Origin of the sequence: Rhizobium sp. NZLR1, from assembly GCF_017357385.1 — a bacterium.
GTDB lineage: Bacteria > Pseudomonadota > Alphaproteobacteria > Rhizobiales > Rhizobiaceae > Rhizobium.
The window spans coordinates 3089161-3104089 of record NZ_CP071632.1 but is presented as its reverse complement, the minus strand read 5'-3'; the positions used below and the strand labels follow the sequence as shown (position 1 = coordinate 3104089).

Sequence of the window (14929 nt, the reverse complement as noted above, 5' to 3'; positions counted from 1 at the left end):
TTCTTTTTTGGGGGTTGAAATGAGCAGCATGCAGTTACGTACCTTGACGTTCGCCGTTTCGATGGTTGTTGCCGGCGCCGCCGTGGCGCAGGAGGCCGGCGGGCGCACCCGTTTTATTCTTTCAGCAAGCTGGCAGCCGGCTTTCTGCCAAACGAACCAGAAGAAGGCCGAATGTGCGAGCCAGACCGGCGAGCGCCCCGATGCGACGAATTTTTCCTTGCACGGGCTCTGGCCGATGCGACAGAATTATTGCGACGTCAACGCCGAGCAGAAGGCCGCCGATAAGGACGGCAGCTGGAACACGTTGCCGGCGGTCACGCTTTCGGCGGAGACGCAGGCGGCGCTCGCAAAGGCCATGCCCGGGACGCAATCCGGTCTGGAACGGCATGAGTGGACAAAACACGGCACCTGCACGAAAATGAGCGCCGAAGATTATTTCGGCGTCGGCGTGCATCTCCTCGGCGCGCTCAATACCTCGGCCGTGCGCGATCTTTTCGCCGCCAATATCGGCAAGCAGGTCAAGGCCGAGGCGATCAAGGCAGCTTTCGACAAGAGCTTCGGGCCGGGCGCCGGCGAGCGCGTCAAGATGAGCTGCCGGCGGGCCGGCAATGTCAAGATGATCAGCGGGTTGACCATCGGGCTTTCGGAGGCCGCCGGGGCGGCGTCGGCGAAAAGCGCCGGGCTTGCCGATCTGATCCAGGGGGCGGGGAAAACCTCCTTCGGCTGCGACGAGGGCGTCGTCGATGCTGCGGGCTTTTGACCGGAAATCCTGAGTAACCGGGTTTCGGCGTTGCCCGCAGGCGCTGTTTCGCCTACATAGCGGCACGATCGAAGTTTTCCGCCCGGAGCAGCGCAGCATGGCACGTCAGTTCATCTATCATATGTCCGGCCTCAACAAGGCCTATGGCAACAAGAAGATCCTGGAGAATATCCACCTCTCCTTCTACCCCGATGCCAAGATCGGTATCCTCGGACCGAACGGCGCCGGCAAATCCACGGTGCTGCGCATCATCGCCGGTCAAGACACGGAATTTACCGGCGAAGCCTGGCTCGCCGAAGGAGCGACAGTCGGCTACCTCGAGCAGGAGCCGCACCTCGATGCCAACAAGACGGTGTTCGAGAACGTCATGGAAGGCGTTGCTTCGAAGACGGCGGTGCTCGAGCGCTACAATGAACTGATGATGAACTATTCCGACGAGACGGCGGAAGAGGGATCGAAGCTTCAGGACATTATCGACAGCCAGAACCTTTGGGATCTGGAAAGTCAGGTCGAGATGGCCATGGAAGCCCTGCGCTGCCCGCCGCGCGACGCCGATGTCACCAGCCTTTCCGGTGGTGAGCGCCGCCGTATAGCTCTCTGCCGGCTGCTGCTTTCGCAGCCGGATCTGCTGCTGCTCGACGAACCGACCAACCACCTCGACGCCGAGACGATTGCCTGGCTCGAAAAACATCTGCGCGACTATCCGGGCGCCGTGATGATGATCACCCATGATCGCTACTTCCTCGACAACGTCACCGGATGGATCCTCGAACTCGACCGCGGCCGTGGCATTCCCTACGAAGGTAACTATTCGGCCTACCTGCTCGCCAAGGCCAAGCGCATGCAGCAGGAAAACCGGGAAGAGGCCGGCCGCCAGAAGGCGATCAGCCGCGAACAGGAATGGATCGCCTCCAGCCCGAAGGCGCGTCAGGCAAAATCCAAGGCGCGTATCAAGTCCTACGAACAACTGGTGGAGGCGGCCGAAAAGCAGCGTCCCGGCGACGCGCAGATCATTATCCCGGTCAGCGAGCGCCTCGGCCAGGTGGTCATCGAGATGGAAGGCATCACCAAGGGTTTCGAGGGCCGCACGCTGATCAACGACCTGTCGATCAAGCTGCCGCCGGGCGGCATCGTCGGCATCATCGGCCCGAACGGCGCCGGCAAGACGACGCTGTTCCGCATGATCACCGGCCAGGAGACACCGGATGCGGGATCGGTCCGCATCGGTGAGACGGTCCACCTCGGTTATGTCGATCAGAGCCGCGATGCGCTTGACGGCAGCAAGACCGTCTGGGAGGAAATTTCAGGCGGCGCGGAAATCATCAAGCTCGGCAAGTTCGATATGAACTCCAGAGCCTATTGCGGCGCCTTCAACTTCAAGGGCGGCGATCAACAGCAGAAGGTCGGCAATCTCTCGGGTGGCCAGCGCAACCGCGTTCACCTTGCCAAGATGCTGAAGGCCGGCGGCAACGTTCTGCTGCTCGACGAACCGACCAACGACCTCGATACGGAAACCCTCGGTGCACTGGAAAGCGCGCTGGAGGCGTTTGCCGGCTGCGCCATCATCATCAGCCACGATCGCATGTTCCTCGACCGTCTGGCGACCCACATTCTGGCTTTCGAAGGCGAGGGCCATGTCGAATGGTTCGAAGGCAACTTCGAAGATTATGAACAGGACAAGGTTCGTCGCCTTGGCCCCGACGCGCTCAACCCGGGCAGCCAGGCCCATAAGCGCCTGACGCGCTGATCGCAGCCGTTTTTCCAGTCAAAAAGCCCCGGTTCGGCCGGGGCTTTTTCACGTCTGGCCTGTCGCAATTTGAGCAGGCAATTTCGCGGGAGCGCGAATTGACGCTTGTCACCGTCTTTCAAATCACATAAAGATATCTTTATATCTTGATTGGACCGAAGATGAGTGAACCCTTGAAGCTTGGACTGGATGCGCTGGTGGACGTCTTGAAGGCGGCCGGCGAGCCGACGCGTCTGCGGCTTCTGGCGCTTCTCGACGGCGGCGACTTGACGGTGACCGATCTTACCGAAATTCTCGGCCAATCCCAGCCCCGCATCTCCCGCCATCTGAAGCTGCTCGGCGAGGCCGAACTGATCGAACGCTACCAGGAAGGCGCCTGGGCCTATTTCCGCCTCAAGCAGGACGGCAAGGCGGCAATGCTCGTTCGGGCATTGCTGAAGCATGTCTCCGAAAACGATCCGACCGTTCTTCGCGACGGCGAACGGCTGTCGCAGGTCAAGCGCCAGCGCGCCGAGCGGGCACAGGCCTATTTCAGCCGCAACGCGGCGGAATGGGACGAGCTTCGCCGCCTGCATGCGGCCGACGAGGAGGTCGATGCGGCCGTCATCCGGCTGCTCGGCGGCCAGCCGATCGACTCGCTGCTCGATCTCGGCACCGGCACCGGCCGCATCCTCGAACTGCTTTCCGGGCTCTACCGCCGGGCGGTCGGCGTCGATGCCAGCCGTGACATGTTGAGTGTGGCGCGCGCCAATCTGGACAAGTCCCGCATCACCAAAGCCACCGTGCGCCACGCCGATATCCTGAACCTGCCGTTCGAGGGCCAGGATTTCGATCTGGTGACGATCCATCAGGTGCTGCATTTCTTCGATCAGCCGGAGATTGCGATCGCGGAAGCGGCGCGCATGCTCCGGCCGGGCGGCCGACTCGTGGTCATCGACCTTGCGCCGCACACGCTCGAATATCTTCGCGACGAGCATGCGCATGTCCGTCTCGGTTTTTCGCACCAGGCGATATCCGACTGGCTGCGCAGGGCCGGGCTCGACGTCGAGCAGATCGTCGATCTTCATCCGGGTCAGCCAAGCGGGCAAGGGTTGACGGTCACCGTCTGGCTCGCGCGCGACCCGAGGCGCCTCATGGCTTCGCAGACAAGCGAAGGCGCCGAACCTACCTTTGCCGGGAGAGTATGACATGGCTTTGAATAACGAGGCACGCGGCCGCAACATCGGGATCTCTTTCGAATTCTTCCCGCCGAAATCCGAAGAGATGGAAGGTCAGCTCTGGCAGACGGTCAGCGAACTGCAGGACTGGGACCCGGATTTCGTCTCGGTGACCTATGGCGCAGGCGGCACCACCAAGGCGCCGACGCTGACTGCCGTCTCGCGGTTTCTGTCGAAGACGCCGCTCGCCACCGCTTCGCATCTCACCTGCGTCGGCGCGACGAAGGAAGAGACGCATCAGGTGATCGATACATTCCGCAAGGCTGGCGTGACGCATTTCGTTGCGTTGCGCGGCGATGCGCCCGGCGGCGCCGGCGCGCCCTATCAGCCGCATCCCGGCGGTTACGCCAACGCAGCGGAGCTGGTGGCCGGCCTCAAGGAGATCGGCGATTTCGAGATTTCGGTTTCCGCCTATCCGGAAAAACACCCGGAAAGCCGCGATACGACTGCCGATATCGAGATGCTGAAGCGCAAGGCAGACAATGGCGCCGACCGGGCGCTGACGCAGTTCTTCTTCGACAACGACAATTTCGAACGCTACCTGGAACGAGTGCGTGCGGCCGGCATCTCGATCCCCGTTGTGCCCGGCATCATGCCGATCCAGAACCTGACGCAGCTGAAGCGTTTCGCCGGCGCCTGCGGCACCGTCATCCCGAACTTCCTCGATGAGCGCTTCGCCGGCTTCGACGACAAGCCCGAAGAGCGGGCGAAGGTCGCAGCCGATGTCGCCGCCGAGCAGATCGAGGATCTCGTTCGGCGCGGCATCCGTGACTTTCATCTTTATACGATGAACCGTGCGCCGCTGGTTTGTGCTGTGCTCGACAATCTCGGCCTTTCCCGCGGGGCGGCAAAAAGTGCTGGCGCGGCCGCCTGATTTTTCAGCTCGAAAGTGAAAAGCGCATGTCGGGCGGGACATGCGCTTTTTCTTTGGCGGCTTGATCAGCTATTGGGGAGTTCAGGTGCTACCAGTCATTCCGCTTTCCTCGGCCGGCTCAGATGAAGAGCATGGACAAGACGAAAGCAAACGCTGCACTGACCAACAGAACATTCAAGGATTGCGTGAGTCCCATGTCTGTCTCCTCGCGTTAACCGGCCAATAATATGTCTGAAATATGTCGGTTGGGAAGCAGATTCTATGCTGCGCTGCAGAACGATGCGGTGGATAAGCTGAGCAGAATTTAATCAAGCGATTGAAAGTATTGTATTATTTTCGATGAAATTTTGTTCACAGATTTTAACATGCCGTTAAATCCGGCGAGTGCGGATTTACCTATGCGCCCAAAACATGGCGACCGGGCAACCGGTTGAAAACATGCGGAATTCGCAACCGGTATCAGGTGGTCTTCGCCAGCAGGCGATAGACCCGGCCGTCGAGAATGACGAGGCCGAAACCGATCAGCGCCATGCCGGCGAATTCGCCGAGTGCCGGGCTTTCATCAAGGAAAAGAACGCCGAGGAGGATGGCGCTCGGCGGCACCAGCAGGGTGACGAGCGAGGCGTTGGTGGCGCCGGCCGCCGCCATAATCCGGAAATAGAGGATATAGCCAAAAGCGGTCGACAGCAGCGCCAGTGCCAGGATGGCAAGCAGCGCTTCGAGCGGCGGGGCGGCCAGCGCCCAGGGGCGATCTGAGAGCAGCGACAGCGGCAGCGCGATCAGCGAGGAGGCGGTCAACTGGCCGGCAGCAGTGACCGGGGCTGGAACATTCTTGAATCGCTTGCCGTACGTGGCGGCAAAGCCGTAGGAGATCGCGGCAAGCACGGGGAGAAGCAGTGCCCAGAGCGGCGCCTCGCCGCCAGCCGACATGCCGGGGCCGATCAGCACGATCGTCCCGGTGAGGCCGACGAGGCAGCCGGTGATCTTTGCCGGTGACAGCTTTTCGTCCGACGTGAAATAGTTGGCGATGAGTACGGTCCAGATCGGCGTCGTCGCATTCAGGATCGCCGCAAGGCCGGCACCGATGCGGGTTTGGCCGAAGAAGATCAGCGCATGCGGCAGGGCATTGTTGATGAGCCCGAGGGTCAGGAATTCGCGCCAGCGGGCCTTGAGGGTCGAATAGACGTCGAAACGGCCGGCGATATAGACATGCAGCGCAAGCGCTGCGAGCAGCAGCCTGAGGAAGACGAGGGTGAGCGGCGGCACGTGATGGACGGCAATACGGGCAAAGAAGAAGGAGCCGCCCCAGATCAGACCGAGCAGGACCAGCAGGCCCCAGGTCCAGGCATTCATTCTGCTGTCCACGCCGCTTCCTCCACCGTAAGCCGGTCGTTTACGAAGACCGGCACCCGCTTCAGATCTGATGCTTAGCGCAGACGGCGGACCGCGCCACCCGTTTCTTGCGAAGTGGGCGGCGTTAGGTGTCAGCGGTGATCAGAGAGCGTTGAGAAGGGCAGGTGTGGCCCAGCCGTCGGCCGGCATGCCGAGGCGCTGCTGCTCCTTCTGGATAGCGACACGCGTGCCGGAGCCGAGGATGCCATCGATCTCGCCGACATCGTGGCCAAGCGACTGCAATTTGGTCTGCAGCGCCTTCATCTGGTCGCTGGCGAGTCCCTGTTCCGGCACGCCCTTGAGATAGGGCTCGGCGCCCGAAAGACGCGTCCCGAAATAGGCGGCCGATGTCGTGTAGATGAACGACTTGTTCCATTCGAGATAGATCTTGAAATTCGGGTAGGCGACGAAGGCCGGTCCCATGCGGCCCTGCGGCAGCACCAGATCGCCTTCGAGATTGCCGAAGGCGGTATTTCCGTCGCGCGGCTTGACGCCGAGCGCGAACCACTCGCCGGCCTTCATCGTGCCGCCGAGGCCCGATTTTTCCCAGGGCAGGTTATCCGGCACGGTCACTTCCTGCAGCCAGGGCTGGCCGCGTTCGAAGCCGAGATGTTGGATGAATTTCGCTGCCGTCAGGATGGCATCCGGGCCGCTCTGCTTCAGGCGGATATGGCCGTCGCCGTCGCCGTCCATGCCATAGGCGATGATGTCGCGCGGCAGCATCTGCACCTGGCCGATTTCGCCGGCCCAGGCGCCGGTATTGGTAGCGGGGTCGAGGTCGCCGTGCTGAACCATCTCGACGAGGGCGATCAGCTGCGGGCGGAAGAGTTCGGGGCGGCGGCAATCATGCGACAGCGTCACCAGAGCATTGCGGGTATTGAAATCGCCCTGGACGGCGCCGAAATCGGTTTCCATCGCCCAGAAGGCAGTGATGACGCCGGAGGGAACGCCGAATTCCTGTTCGGCGCGGGCAAAGACCTCGGCATATTGCTTCATCTTCTGGCGGCCGATGTCGAGGCGGGCCTGGCTGACGGTGCGCTGGGAGAATTCGAGGAAGGTCTGCTTGAAGACGCCCTGGGCCCGATCCCGGCTCAGAACTTTGGGATCGATCTCGGCGCCGGCGAAGGCTGCGTCGGCGGCTGCCGCACTTGCGCCAGCGGCAACCGCATCCTTCTTGACGCCTTCAAGGAAGGCGGAGAGATCGCCGCCGCAGGGCGCTGCCGCGGCTGCGTCCGGCGCCTGCTGGGCGGCTGCTCCGCCGGCGAGGGCGAGGGCAAACAGAAGAGCGAGTGCAGAGCGGCTTGTGAGCGAGCGGTGCATGGATGCGGTCCTTATATCAAAAAGATTGCCGTCGCTTTCACAGAGGAATGTGACGGAAGCAAGAAACATCGGAAGACGTTACTAAGAATTTCTATCCTTGGAAACGGCCGCAACCCAATTGTTCCAGTTCTTTGCACTGCCGGCAAAGACATTGATATCGGTGGGACCGCTGATGCCGGGAATGACGCCGGTCGAGGTATATTGCCAGAAGGCCCAGCGGCGGTCGGAATAGGTCACCTCGGGGTGTTTTGCCACCGAACGGACCCAGAAATGATAGTCCTGGAAGTAGCCGGCCAGATTATCCCGGTGGAAATCGACCGAGGTGTAGATGATCGGGCGTTTGCCGTAATAGGCCTCCAGCCGGTCCATGAATCGCTGCATTTCGGCGCGCACGGTTTCCGGATCGGGACGATAGCGGCAGGTCTTCGATTCTGCGTTCCATTCGACATCGAGCACCGGCGGCAGGCGCATGGCCTCCTTCGGCACGTTGCGGATGAACCAGTCGGCCTGCTGATCGGCCGAGGAGCAGAAATAATAGAAATGATAGGGCGCATGCGGGATGCCAGCGGCGCGGGCCTCGCGCCAGTATTCGTCGAAACGCGGATCGACCCTGTCCTTGCCTTCGGTCGCCTTGATGAAGGCGAAGGCGACGCCGGAATTCTTCACCGTCGCCCAGTCGATATCGCCCTGCCACTTGGAGATGTCGATCCCATGGACTTGGTTCTGTTGCGGATGCTTGGGGCCGAAATCCTGCGGATCCGTATCCTTGAAACGCATCTTCGGCTTGATCGATGCCGTTTCGAGATAGTCATACCCGGAGGAGGAGCAGCCGGCCAACAGGATGGCCAGGGGCAAAACGCAAAACAAAAGCCGGCGCATGGGCGTCCCGTCGTAACTCGAATGATCTCTTTGCCCCACAGCCTGACCTTCGAAAAAGACGAGTCGGCAGAGGATAACCCTCTTTTCACCATATCAACGTAAAAATTCGGTTAGTTTCAAGTGAATTATGAGCGCTTGCTGATAATAGCCGCCCGCCAGGCATAACCGCCGCCGACGGTACCGAACAGCAATCTCGCGTTGTTTTCATGGGCTTGCGCTTCCAGGACGTCGCGCAGATCGAGGCGCGGGGTGACGTGGAATTTCGCAAGCCATGACTGCAGCATGTGGCGGAACCAGCCGGGCAGGCCCTCCTGCTGGCCGAAATCGACGATGTGCAGCTGGCCGCCGGGGTTGAGTGCGGCGATCGACGCATCGACGGCGCGCTCCCAGTCGGGGATCATCGATAGGGTATAGGAGATCAGGATGCGGTCGAAGCCGCTGACGCCGAATTCGCGCGGCGTGAACGCCGTGGCGTCGGCGACGCGGAATTCCGGGATGGTCGCCTTGGTGGCGAAGGTCTTGCGCGCCGAAATCAGCATTTCCTGGGAAATGTCGAGGCCGAACAGCTTCGCGGTCGGGAAATGCCGATGAGCGAAGGCCATGTTACGCCCGGTGCCGCAGCCCACTTCAAGCAGGGTGCCGCCCTCGGGCACGTCGAGATTGCGGATCGTGCTGTCACGACCGAGAAGGTAATATTTGCGGGTCAGGTCGTAGATATGGCGCTGATAGCGGTACATGCCATCCATCAGGCTGGCATGTTCGCCGCTCTTTCCTGCCGTCTCGGTGTCGACCTTGCTCACGCCTTCTTCCCGTAGATGTGGAAACCGCCGTAGATTGCCGAGCGATCGAGCGCCGTCAGCTCACGCGATTTCTCCTCGAAATAATCCCACTGGTCGCGGATCGAGGAAGACAGGCGGCCTTCGATGATGCTCTTCTCGGCCGCGGTGCGGAAGATTACGTGGGCGCCATCACGCGCCGTGCGGGTGATTTCCCGCCAGACGTCGTTCAACTGCTCGTCCGTCATCCAGTCCTGCGCGTCGAGCAGGATGTAGCGGTCGCGCGAGGCGGCCGGCTCGCGGGCCAGAAGCTCGGTGAAGCTTGCATGATGGACGTTGACGCGGTCGATATTGGCGCGGATCACCTCGTAATGCTCCGATTTCAGATAGGTCGGCAGCGGACCTTCCTCTTCGGTACCGTAGCGACGGCCGAAGGCCTGCCAGGCGAAATAGTTGTCGCGCATCGGGAAATGACAGGCGAGTTTTTCCAGGCGGTGCTTCAGCACCGCTGCGATCGAATGGTCAGCGGCGAGGCTGGCGAGCTCGTCATATTGCTGCGGTGGAATGCCGAGGCCGAAGAGCGAGCTCTTGCGGCCGGTGATCCAGCGCACGACCGGCTTTTCGAACAGCGGCGCGATCTGCTCTTCGAAGAACTGGCGCTGCTCTCGGATCGAGCGGGTCTTGGTCATCTCGCGCAGCTTGACGCCATGCAGGCGGGCAAGAAGGTGGGCTGCGCCGATGAAGCGGCCGAGCAGGCCGGTTTCGTAGATGTTGCGGTCGAAGACGGTAACGCGGCGGCGGCCGAACTTGCGGCCGTTCCAATAACTGCGGGTCGCCTCGTCTAGCTTGGCGGCGAGATGCTGGTCGTAGGCGCGGCTGTTCGACTTCTCGTTCGGCATCGCCAGGAAACGGACGAGGTCGGAATGGCCGGGAAGGTGCTTGAAGGCGGCAAGCTTCAGGCGGTTCAGCGCGATGTGGTGCGGATTGAGATCGACGACGTCGATCGAGGCCGGCGCCTTGGAGAGATAGGCGAGCATGTTGCAGCCGCCGGAGCCGATGGTGACGATGCGGTGGTTGGGCTTCAGCTCCATCGCCTGCATGTCGAGATCCGGATCCTCCCAGATCTGCGGATAGACGAGGCCGGAGAAGAGAAGGCCGAAGAGACGCTCGGAAAAACCATCCTTCGAAAAAGCCTTGTGGCGGAGAAGGGCGTCCTTGAGTTTCCGGTTCTTGCGGAAGCCGGCATCCGGTGCAAATTCTGACATGAGTCTGTCACCTTTTTAGCGTTCAGGGCGTGTAGCGCGCCACTGCTACAGTTTGATGACGTGGGCTGTGGGCGCCGTTCTCCGGAGTGATCGCCCTCCTGGTAAAGTGATCGCAATGACGGCTCTTCTCCGCCGCGGCCCCTTTCCGGCGCGTGCGATTCCTGCTTCTCTCGGGCATGGAGGAATGCCATGCGATTTGTCCTGCGTATGCCGAAGGCGCTTGCTCTCCTTGTCGTTCTCGCCGTCATCGGCGTCGCCGGCTGGCTCTTCGTCCAGCCGCCGGAATTGCTACGTGTCGGCGACGGCTATGCCGCCAAGATCATCTGCTCCAACGTCTTCATCGCCGGCCGGGAGGCCGAGGAAGTGCTCCATGATGATGTCCAGGCGCCCGGAAATCCGCTGCTGCGGCTGGTGCGAGTCAGTGTCGACCGCGACGGCGATCGTGTGACGGCGCGCTTCATGGGACTGTTTGCGCCGAGTTATGCGCTCTATCGTGGCGCTTTCGGCTGCACGAGCGTGCCGGACGGCAATTTCGAGGCGGCGGCGAATGCGGTGCCTTTCAATGCGTCGGCCAGAGCGGAGGTGAACGAGGCTTTGTGGCCGGAGGGTGACGGCGCCGGCGATCGGCCGGACGGGAAGATCGCCGCCCTGCTTGCCGATGAGAGAGTAGCCGGCCCGGCCATGCGGGCGATCGTGGTGTTGCGCAACGGCCGCATCGTCGCCGAAACTTATGGCGCCGGCTTCTCGGCGAAGACACCGCTGATCGGCTGGTCGATGACGAAGACGGTGAATGCTGCGATCCTTGGCCGGCTGATGCTCGACGGCAAGATCTCATTCGACGACGACAATCTGCTGGCGCAGTGGAAGAACGATGCGCGCGCCAGGATCAAGGTCTCCGACCTGCTCGGCATGGAGAGCGGACTTGCCTTCAACGAGGATTATGGTGATGTCGCCGATGTGACGCGCATGCTTTATCTTGACCCCGACATGGTGTCGCTGCCGGCCAACGCACCGCTGGAGGCAGCGCCGGGTAAGCGCTTCCGCTATTCGAGCGGCACCGCGGTGCTCTTGTCGCGCATCTGGATGGACAGGGTCGGCCATGCACAGGCGGCCTTTTCCTATCCTGATGACGCGTTGTTTTCGCCGCTCGGCATGACCAGCGCCGTGTTCGAACTCGATGCGCGCGGCACGTTCGCCGGAAGCTCCTATCTCTACGCGACGGCGCGTGACTGGGCGCGCTTCGGCCAGTTCCTGCTGCAGGATGGAATCTGGGACGGTCAACGGCTATTGCCGGAAGGTTTTGTCGGCGCCATGCGCACGCCGACGGCAGCGTCGAACGGCCGCTATACGCAGGGCCAGGCTTGGCTCGCGCCCGGCGGCCCGAGTGCCAAGTTCGGGCTGCCCGAGGATACATTCTGGCTGACGGGGCATGACGGGCAGAGCATGGCGATCGTGCCGTCCGCCAATCTGGTCGTCATCCGGCTCGGGCTGACGCCGAGCCGGCTCGGTTATCAGCCGCAGACGCTTCTCAAGGCGGTCCTGGCGACCTTGCCGCAACCGGGAGAGCCACAACAGCAGGCGGGATCGCAACGGCCAGCGCAGCCGCAGCCATAGGCGGCCTTCGTCGTTTCAGTCGTTCTATTGCTTAATAGTTGCCCTGGGCGATGTCGGTCATGCCCTTGCGCTTGGCGTCGTAATAATAGCCGCGCGCATAGAGGCGCACGGCATCGTCTTCCTTGCTGTCGGAGACGAGCCAGGCGCCGCGCAGATATTTCGCGGCATATTTGATGTTGGTCTCGGCATCGAAAAGACCGCCGGGGGCGCCGTCATACCCCATGGATTTGGCGGTGTTGTACTTGATCTGCATGAGGCCGAAATAGCCGCGCTTGTTGTAGGCCTTGGCGTTGTAGCGGCTCTCGCGATGGACGATGCGGTGGAGCAGCGTCTCGGGAATTTCGTAGAGCTTCGAATATTTCTGAATGAGCTTGGTAACGAAGCTCTTTTCGACGGTCGGCGCATCGTCCTTGTCGTCGTCGCTAAACATCGGCGGCGCCGTCGGCGGATCGATCGGCCCGGATTCATCGAACCCGTAGTCCATGCTGGAACGCGGCGTCGTGTCGACTGCGGCAAGTGCCGCAAGCGCGCCGTTCTGCGGTGTCGCGGCAAAGGCAAGCTGCGTCGTCGGCTGCGCAGGGGATCCTGGACGCGGCGTCGGCACCACCGACTGGATCGCCGTCATTTCGGGCGTCAGCGGAATTTGCGCATAGGCTGCCGGCTGTATGGCGAGGTCGGCAGGCTGAGAGGCTGTCACGGTCGGCATCGCCGTCGCGGTCAGGGAAGGGGATGCCTGGGGAAGGGTGGCGCCGGCGACTGCCTGACCGGCTGTGCCTTCGGCTGTCGGAATCGCAGCAAGCGTGGCGTATTCACCGGGTTTAGGCATCGGCACAACGGTCTGGGCGGCTGTCAGTTCGGCCTGAGATGTGTATTCGACGCTGGCGCATCCCGTCATCACGCCGCAGAGTATCGTCGAAACGACAAGACTGCGTTTCAGGCCGGACAATCCGATCGCTACCATTCCGCCACTTTCGTGAAATCGCGCCGCCCCGGCAGCGTATAAAAGTTACTAAAAACCTTAAGCCCTGGTGACCCCATTAACCTATTTGTGACATTCCGGCAACCACGCAATGTTACTAGGCTGCAATACGGCGATACCCGGCCGTTACGGCGCCTGCAGCGATGAGCAGCGTGCCGCCGGTACGGTTTACGGCGCGCTGGATGCTCGCCTTGCGAATCAGTCCGCGCGCGGTATGGGCGAGAAACGCATAGGTGGAAGCGTTGAGGATCGCCAGTACGAGGAATGTGGCCTCCATGATCGCCATCTGACCGACGAAAGGCAGGGCCGGATTGAGGAATTGCGGCACGAAGGCGACGAAGAAGATAATGCTCTTCGGATTGAGGGCGGTGACGACATAGGCGTGGAGGAAGATCTTGAGCGACTTCTCTTCCGGCAGATTGTCGTTGTCGGCAACCGGTTCGCCGATGATGGGAGCCCGCCAGAGCTTGATTCCCAGCCAGATCAGGTAGGCGCCGCCGATCCACTTCAGGACGGTGAAAAGGGTGGCGGAGGCGGCCAGGACGGCGCCGAGACCAAAGAGAGACGCCGTCATCGCGGTGAAGTCACCCAGCGCCACGCCGCTCACCGTTGCAAACGCAGTCCTGCGGCCATGACCGAGCGCATAGGAAACGACGAGCAGTATCGTCGGCCCCGGTATGGCCAGCATAATGGCGGATGCGGCCGCAAAAGCGAGCCAAGCTTCAAGTGACATGGTGTCTCCTCCCTATTCCTCGGGAACAAGCAAAGACATCATATTAACCATCCGTCAATCACGCTTCTTTGTATTTCTGACCTATATTGTCCATGACTTCGGCAAACCATGCCGTCGAAAGGTCAAAAGCCTTGCCGCCCTTGATGCGCGGAAATTCTATAGTGCGCAATTTACCGTTCTGCGCTTCATCATGGCCGGTGACGCCGGAGACTTTGTTGAGCGCGCTTTCGACGGCGAGATCGACCATGCTTTGGATCAGCCGGAGATCGTCGCCGTTGGCCGGCGCCGATCGGGCGAAGTAGCCTGATTTCTGCACGAGCGAACGTTCGGCGTTCAACAGGCTGGCGAACTGCTTCTGGAACCAGGCGCCGACATTGATCGTGTCGATCTTCACATGGCCGAAGGCGTCGCGCTTGACGGTCTCGCCGGCGGCTTCGCGCTCCGTGACGATGGCGTCGAGGCAGGCGCCTTCGGAGACGAAGACCGTGGCGTGGCCGTTGCGGTCCATGCTCTCCTTCAGGCGGGCAGCCTCGGCGTCGAGGTCGAAGGCCATCTCAGGCAGGTAGACGGCGTCGATGCTCTTCAGATGTGCGTTCATCATCAGGCCGTCGACATACTGATTGCGGCTGGTGCGCTGGAGATAGGCGCGGGCGGTAGCGGCCGTCAGCCAGCCGCAATGGCGGCCCATGACCTCGTGGATGACGAGGGTGCGGGGGGCGGCCGTCTGTTCGTTGCCGACATTGTCGAAGAAATGCGCGCCGACTTCGGCGGCCGTCCAGGCGCCGAGCGACTGGCGGATAGGCACGACGTCGTTGTCGACAGTCTTCGGCAGGCCGACGACGGTGAGGTTGTAACCGTTGGCGGCGAGATAGGCGGCAAGGTCGGCGGCCGTGGTGTTGGTGTCGTCGCCGCCGATCGTGTGGAGAATGGTGATACCATCATTGGCGAGGCGTTCGGCGGCAATCCGCAGCGGGTTCTCACCTTCCTTGACCAAGCCGCGCTTGACGCAATCGGCGGCGTTGGTGAGCTTGACGCGGCTGTTGCCGATCGGCGAGCCGCCGTAGCGATGCAGCAGCGGCGCCTTTTCGCGCATTTCGCGGGTGATCTCGATGCTGTCGCCGAGCAGTACGCCCTGGTAGCCGGACTTGTAGGCGACGATATCGAGGTCGGGGGCGATGTCGCTGTAGCGTTCGATGAGGCCGCCGACGGCGGAGGAGAGACAGGGCGCAAGGCCTCCGGCGGTCAGCATTGCAACTTTCTGCTTGGCCATGATCCCTCCTATGGCGTTTCGGTGCGGCGGCATCAGCTATAGGCGTCGCATCAAAGTCGATTCAAGCGATGCGCTTAGCTCATTGTTGTTATGCACGTCGTCA

At 61.7% G+C, this 14929-nt stretch carries 13 protein-coding genes; 5 read left to right on the top strand and 8 right to left on the bottom strand.

The window, feature by feature from the left end; translation table 11 throughout:
- Positions 1 to 19: 19 nt before the first annotated feature.
- The 4 genes from J3O30_RS15435 to metF all read left to right on the top strand — a co-directional run bounded on the left by J3O30_RS15435 (position 20) and on the right by metF (position 4598).
- Positions 20 to 760, top strand: a complete 741-nt coding sequence (locus tag J3O30_RS15435) for a ribonuclease (RefSeq protein ID WP_207581152.1) — start codon at positions 20 to 22, stop codon at positions 758 to 760.
- Positions 761 to 857: 97 nt separating this feature from the next.
- A complete protein-coding gene (ettA, locus tag J3O30_RS15430; RefSeq protein ID WP_207581151.1) occupies positions 858 to 2507 on the top strand; it encodes an energy-dependent translational throttle protein EttA in 1650 nt (549 codons plus the stop codon).
- Between the two features lie 161 nt (positions 2508 to 2668).
- The gene (locus J3O30_RS15425; protein WP_207581150.1) at positions 2669 to 3694 is read left to right on the top strand and encodes a metalloregulator ArsR/SmtB family transcription factor; all 1026 of its coding nucleotides are present in this window, start codon (positions 2669 to 2671) and stop codon (positions 3692 to 3694) included.
- Between the two features lies 1 nt (position 3695).
- Positions 3696 to 4598, top strand: a complete 903-nt coding sequence (gene metF, locus J3O30_RS15420) for a methylenetetrahydrofolate reductase [NAD(P)H] (RefSeq protein ID WP_207581149.1) — start codon at positions 3696 to 3698, stop codon at positions 4596 to 4598.
- A 459-nt stretch (positions 4599 to 5057) separates the two neighbouring features.
- On the opposite strand, the gene J3O30_RS15415 is transcribed toward metF, so the two are convergent.
- From J3O30_RS15415 to J3O30_RS15395, 5 genes are all read right to left on the bottom strand, one after another.
- Positions 5058 to 5963: a DMT family transporter gene (locus J3O30_RS15415; protein WP_207581148.1), complete on the bottom strand. Its 906-nt coding sequence runs from the start codon at positions 5961 to 5963 to the stop codon at positions 5058 to 5060.
- Between the two features lie 129 nt (positions 5964 to 6092).
- Positions 6093 to 7310 carry a lytic murein transglycosylase gene (locus J3O30_RS15410; protein ID WP_207581147.1) on the bottom strand — a complete coding sequence of 406 codons (1218 nt, stop codon included), beginning with the start codon at positions 7308 to 7310 and terminating at the stop codon, positions 6093 to 6095.
- A gap of 81 nt (positions 7311 to 7391) precedes the next feature.
- On the bottom strand, positions 7392 to 8189 hold the full coding sequence (locus tag J3O30_RS15405) for a GH25 family lysozyme (protein WP_207581146.1): 798 nt from the start codon (positions 8187 to 8189) through the stop codon (positions 7392 to 7394).
- Positions 8190 to 8314: 125 nt separating this feature from the next.
- On the bottom strand, positions 8315 to 8989 hold the full coding sequence (locus J3O30_RS15400; protein WP_207581145.1) for a class I SAM-dependent methyltransferase: 675 nt from the start codon (positions 8987 to 8989) through the stop codon (positions 8315 to 8317).
- Positions 8986 to 10230: a DUF3419 family protein gene (locus J3O30_RS15395; protein ID WP_207581144.1), complete on the bottom strand. Its 1245-nt coding sequence runs from the start codon at positions 10228 to 10230 to the stop codon at positions 8986 to 8988. Before J3O30_RS15395 ends, J3O30_RS15400 begins: the two co-directional genes overlap by 4 nt.
- A gap of 189 nt (positions 10231 to 10419) precedes the next feature.
- Here J3O30_RS15395 and J3O30_RS15390 point away from each other — a divergent pair, with 189 nt between their 5' ends.
- Complete coding sequence (locus J3O30_RS15390; RefSeq protein WP_207581143.1) at positions 10420 to 11844, top strand: serine hydrolase; 1425 nt, start codon at positions 10420 to 10422, stop codon at positions 11842 to 11844.
- Between the two features lie 31 nt (positions 11845 to 11875).
- Here the strand turns inward: J3O30_RS15390 and J3O30_RS15385 are convergent, their stop codons facing one another.
- From J3O30_RS15385 to J3O30_RS15375, 3 genes are all read right to left on the bottom strand, one after another.
- Positions 11876 to 12805, bottom strand: coding sequence for a lytic transglycosylase domain-containing protein (locus J3O30_RS15385; RefSeq protein WP_207581142.1), 930 nt, complete (start codon positions 12803 to 12805; stop codon positions 11876 to 11878).
- 115 nt (positions 12806 to 12920) lie between these two features.
- The gene (locus tag J3O30_RS15380; RefSeq protein WP_017965118.1) at positions 12921 to 13556 is read right to left on the bottom strand and encodes a LysE family translocator; all 636 of its coding nucleotides are present in this window, start codon (positions 13554 to 13556) and stop codon (positions 12921 to 12923) included.
- A 58-nt stretch (positions 13557 to 13614) separates the two neighbouring features.
- Positions 13615 to 14826 carry a pyrophosphate--fructose-6-phosphate 1-phosphotransferase gene (locus tag J3O30_RS15375; protein WP_207581141.1) on the bottom strand — a complete coding sequence of 404 codons (1212 nt, stop codon included), beginning with the start codon at positions 14824 to 14826 and terminating at the stop codon, positions 13615 to 13617.
- Between the last annotated feature and the right edge of the window lie 103 nt (positions 14827 to 14929).

What these genes read in the sequence shown, in the direction of transcription:
- J3O30_RS15435 (WP_207581152.1), top strand. Translation starts at nt 20, where the DNA reads ATGAGCAGCATGCAGTTACGTACCTTGACGTTCGCCGTTTCGATGGTT.
- ettA (WP_207581151.1), top strand. Translation starts at nt 858, where the DNA reads ATGGCACGTCAGTTCATCTATCATATGTCCGGCCTCAACAAGGCCTAT.
- J3O30_RS15425 (WP_207581150.1), top strand. Translation starts at nt 2,669, where the DNA reads ATGAGTGAACCCTTGAAGCTTGGACTGGATGCGCTGGTGGACGTCTTG.
- metF (WP_207581149.1), top strand. Translation starts at nt 3,696, where the DNA reads ATGGCTTTGAATAACGAGGCACGCGGCCGCAACATCGGGATCTCTTTC.
- J3O30_RS15410 (WP_207581147.1), bottom strand. Translation starts at nt 7,310, where the DNA reads ATGCACCGCTCGCTCACAAGCCGCTCTGCACTCGCTCTTCTGTTTGCC.
- J3O30_RS15405 (WP_207581146.1), bottom strand. Translation starts at nt 8,189, where the DNA reads ATGCGCCGGCTTTTGTTTTGCGTTTTGCCCCTGGCCATCCTGTTGGCC.
- J3O30_RS15395 (WP_207581144.1), bottom strand. Translation starts at nt 10,230, where the DNA reads ATGTCAGAATTTGCACCGGATGCCGGCTTCCGCAAGAACCGGAAACTC.
- J3O30_RS15390 (WP_207581143.1), top strand. Translation starts at nt 10,420, where the DNA reads ATGCGATTTGTCCTGCGTATGCCGAAGGCGCTTGCTCTCCTTGTCGTT.
- J3O30_RS15385 (WP_207581142.1), bottom strand. Translation starts at nt 12,805, where the DNA reads ATGGTAGCGATCGGATTGTCCGGCCTGAAACGCAGTCTTGTCGTTTCG.
- J3O30_RS15380 (WP_017965118.1), bottom strand. Translation starts at nt 13,556, where the DNA reads ATGTCACTTGAAGCTTGGCTCGCTTTTGCGGCCGCATCCGCCATTATG.
- J3O30_RS15375 (WP_207581141.1), bottom strand. Translation starts at nt 14,826, where the DNA reads ATGGCCAAGCAGAAAGTTGCAATGCTGACCGCCGGAGGCCTTGCGCCC.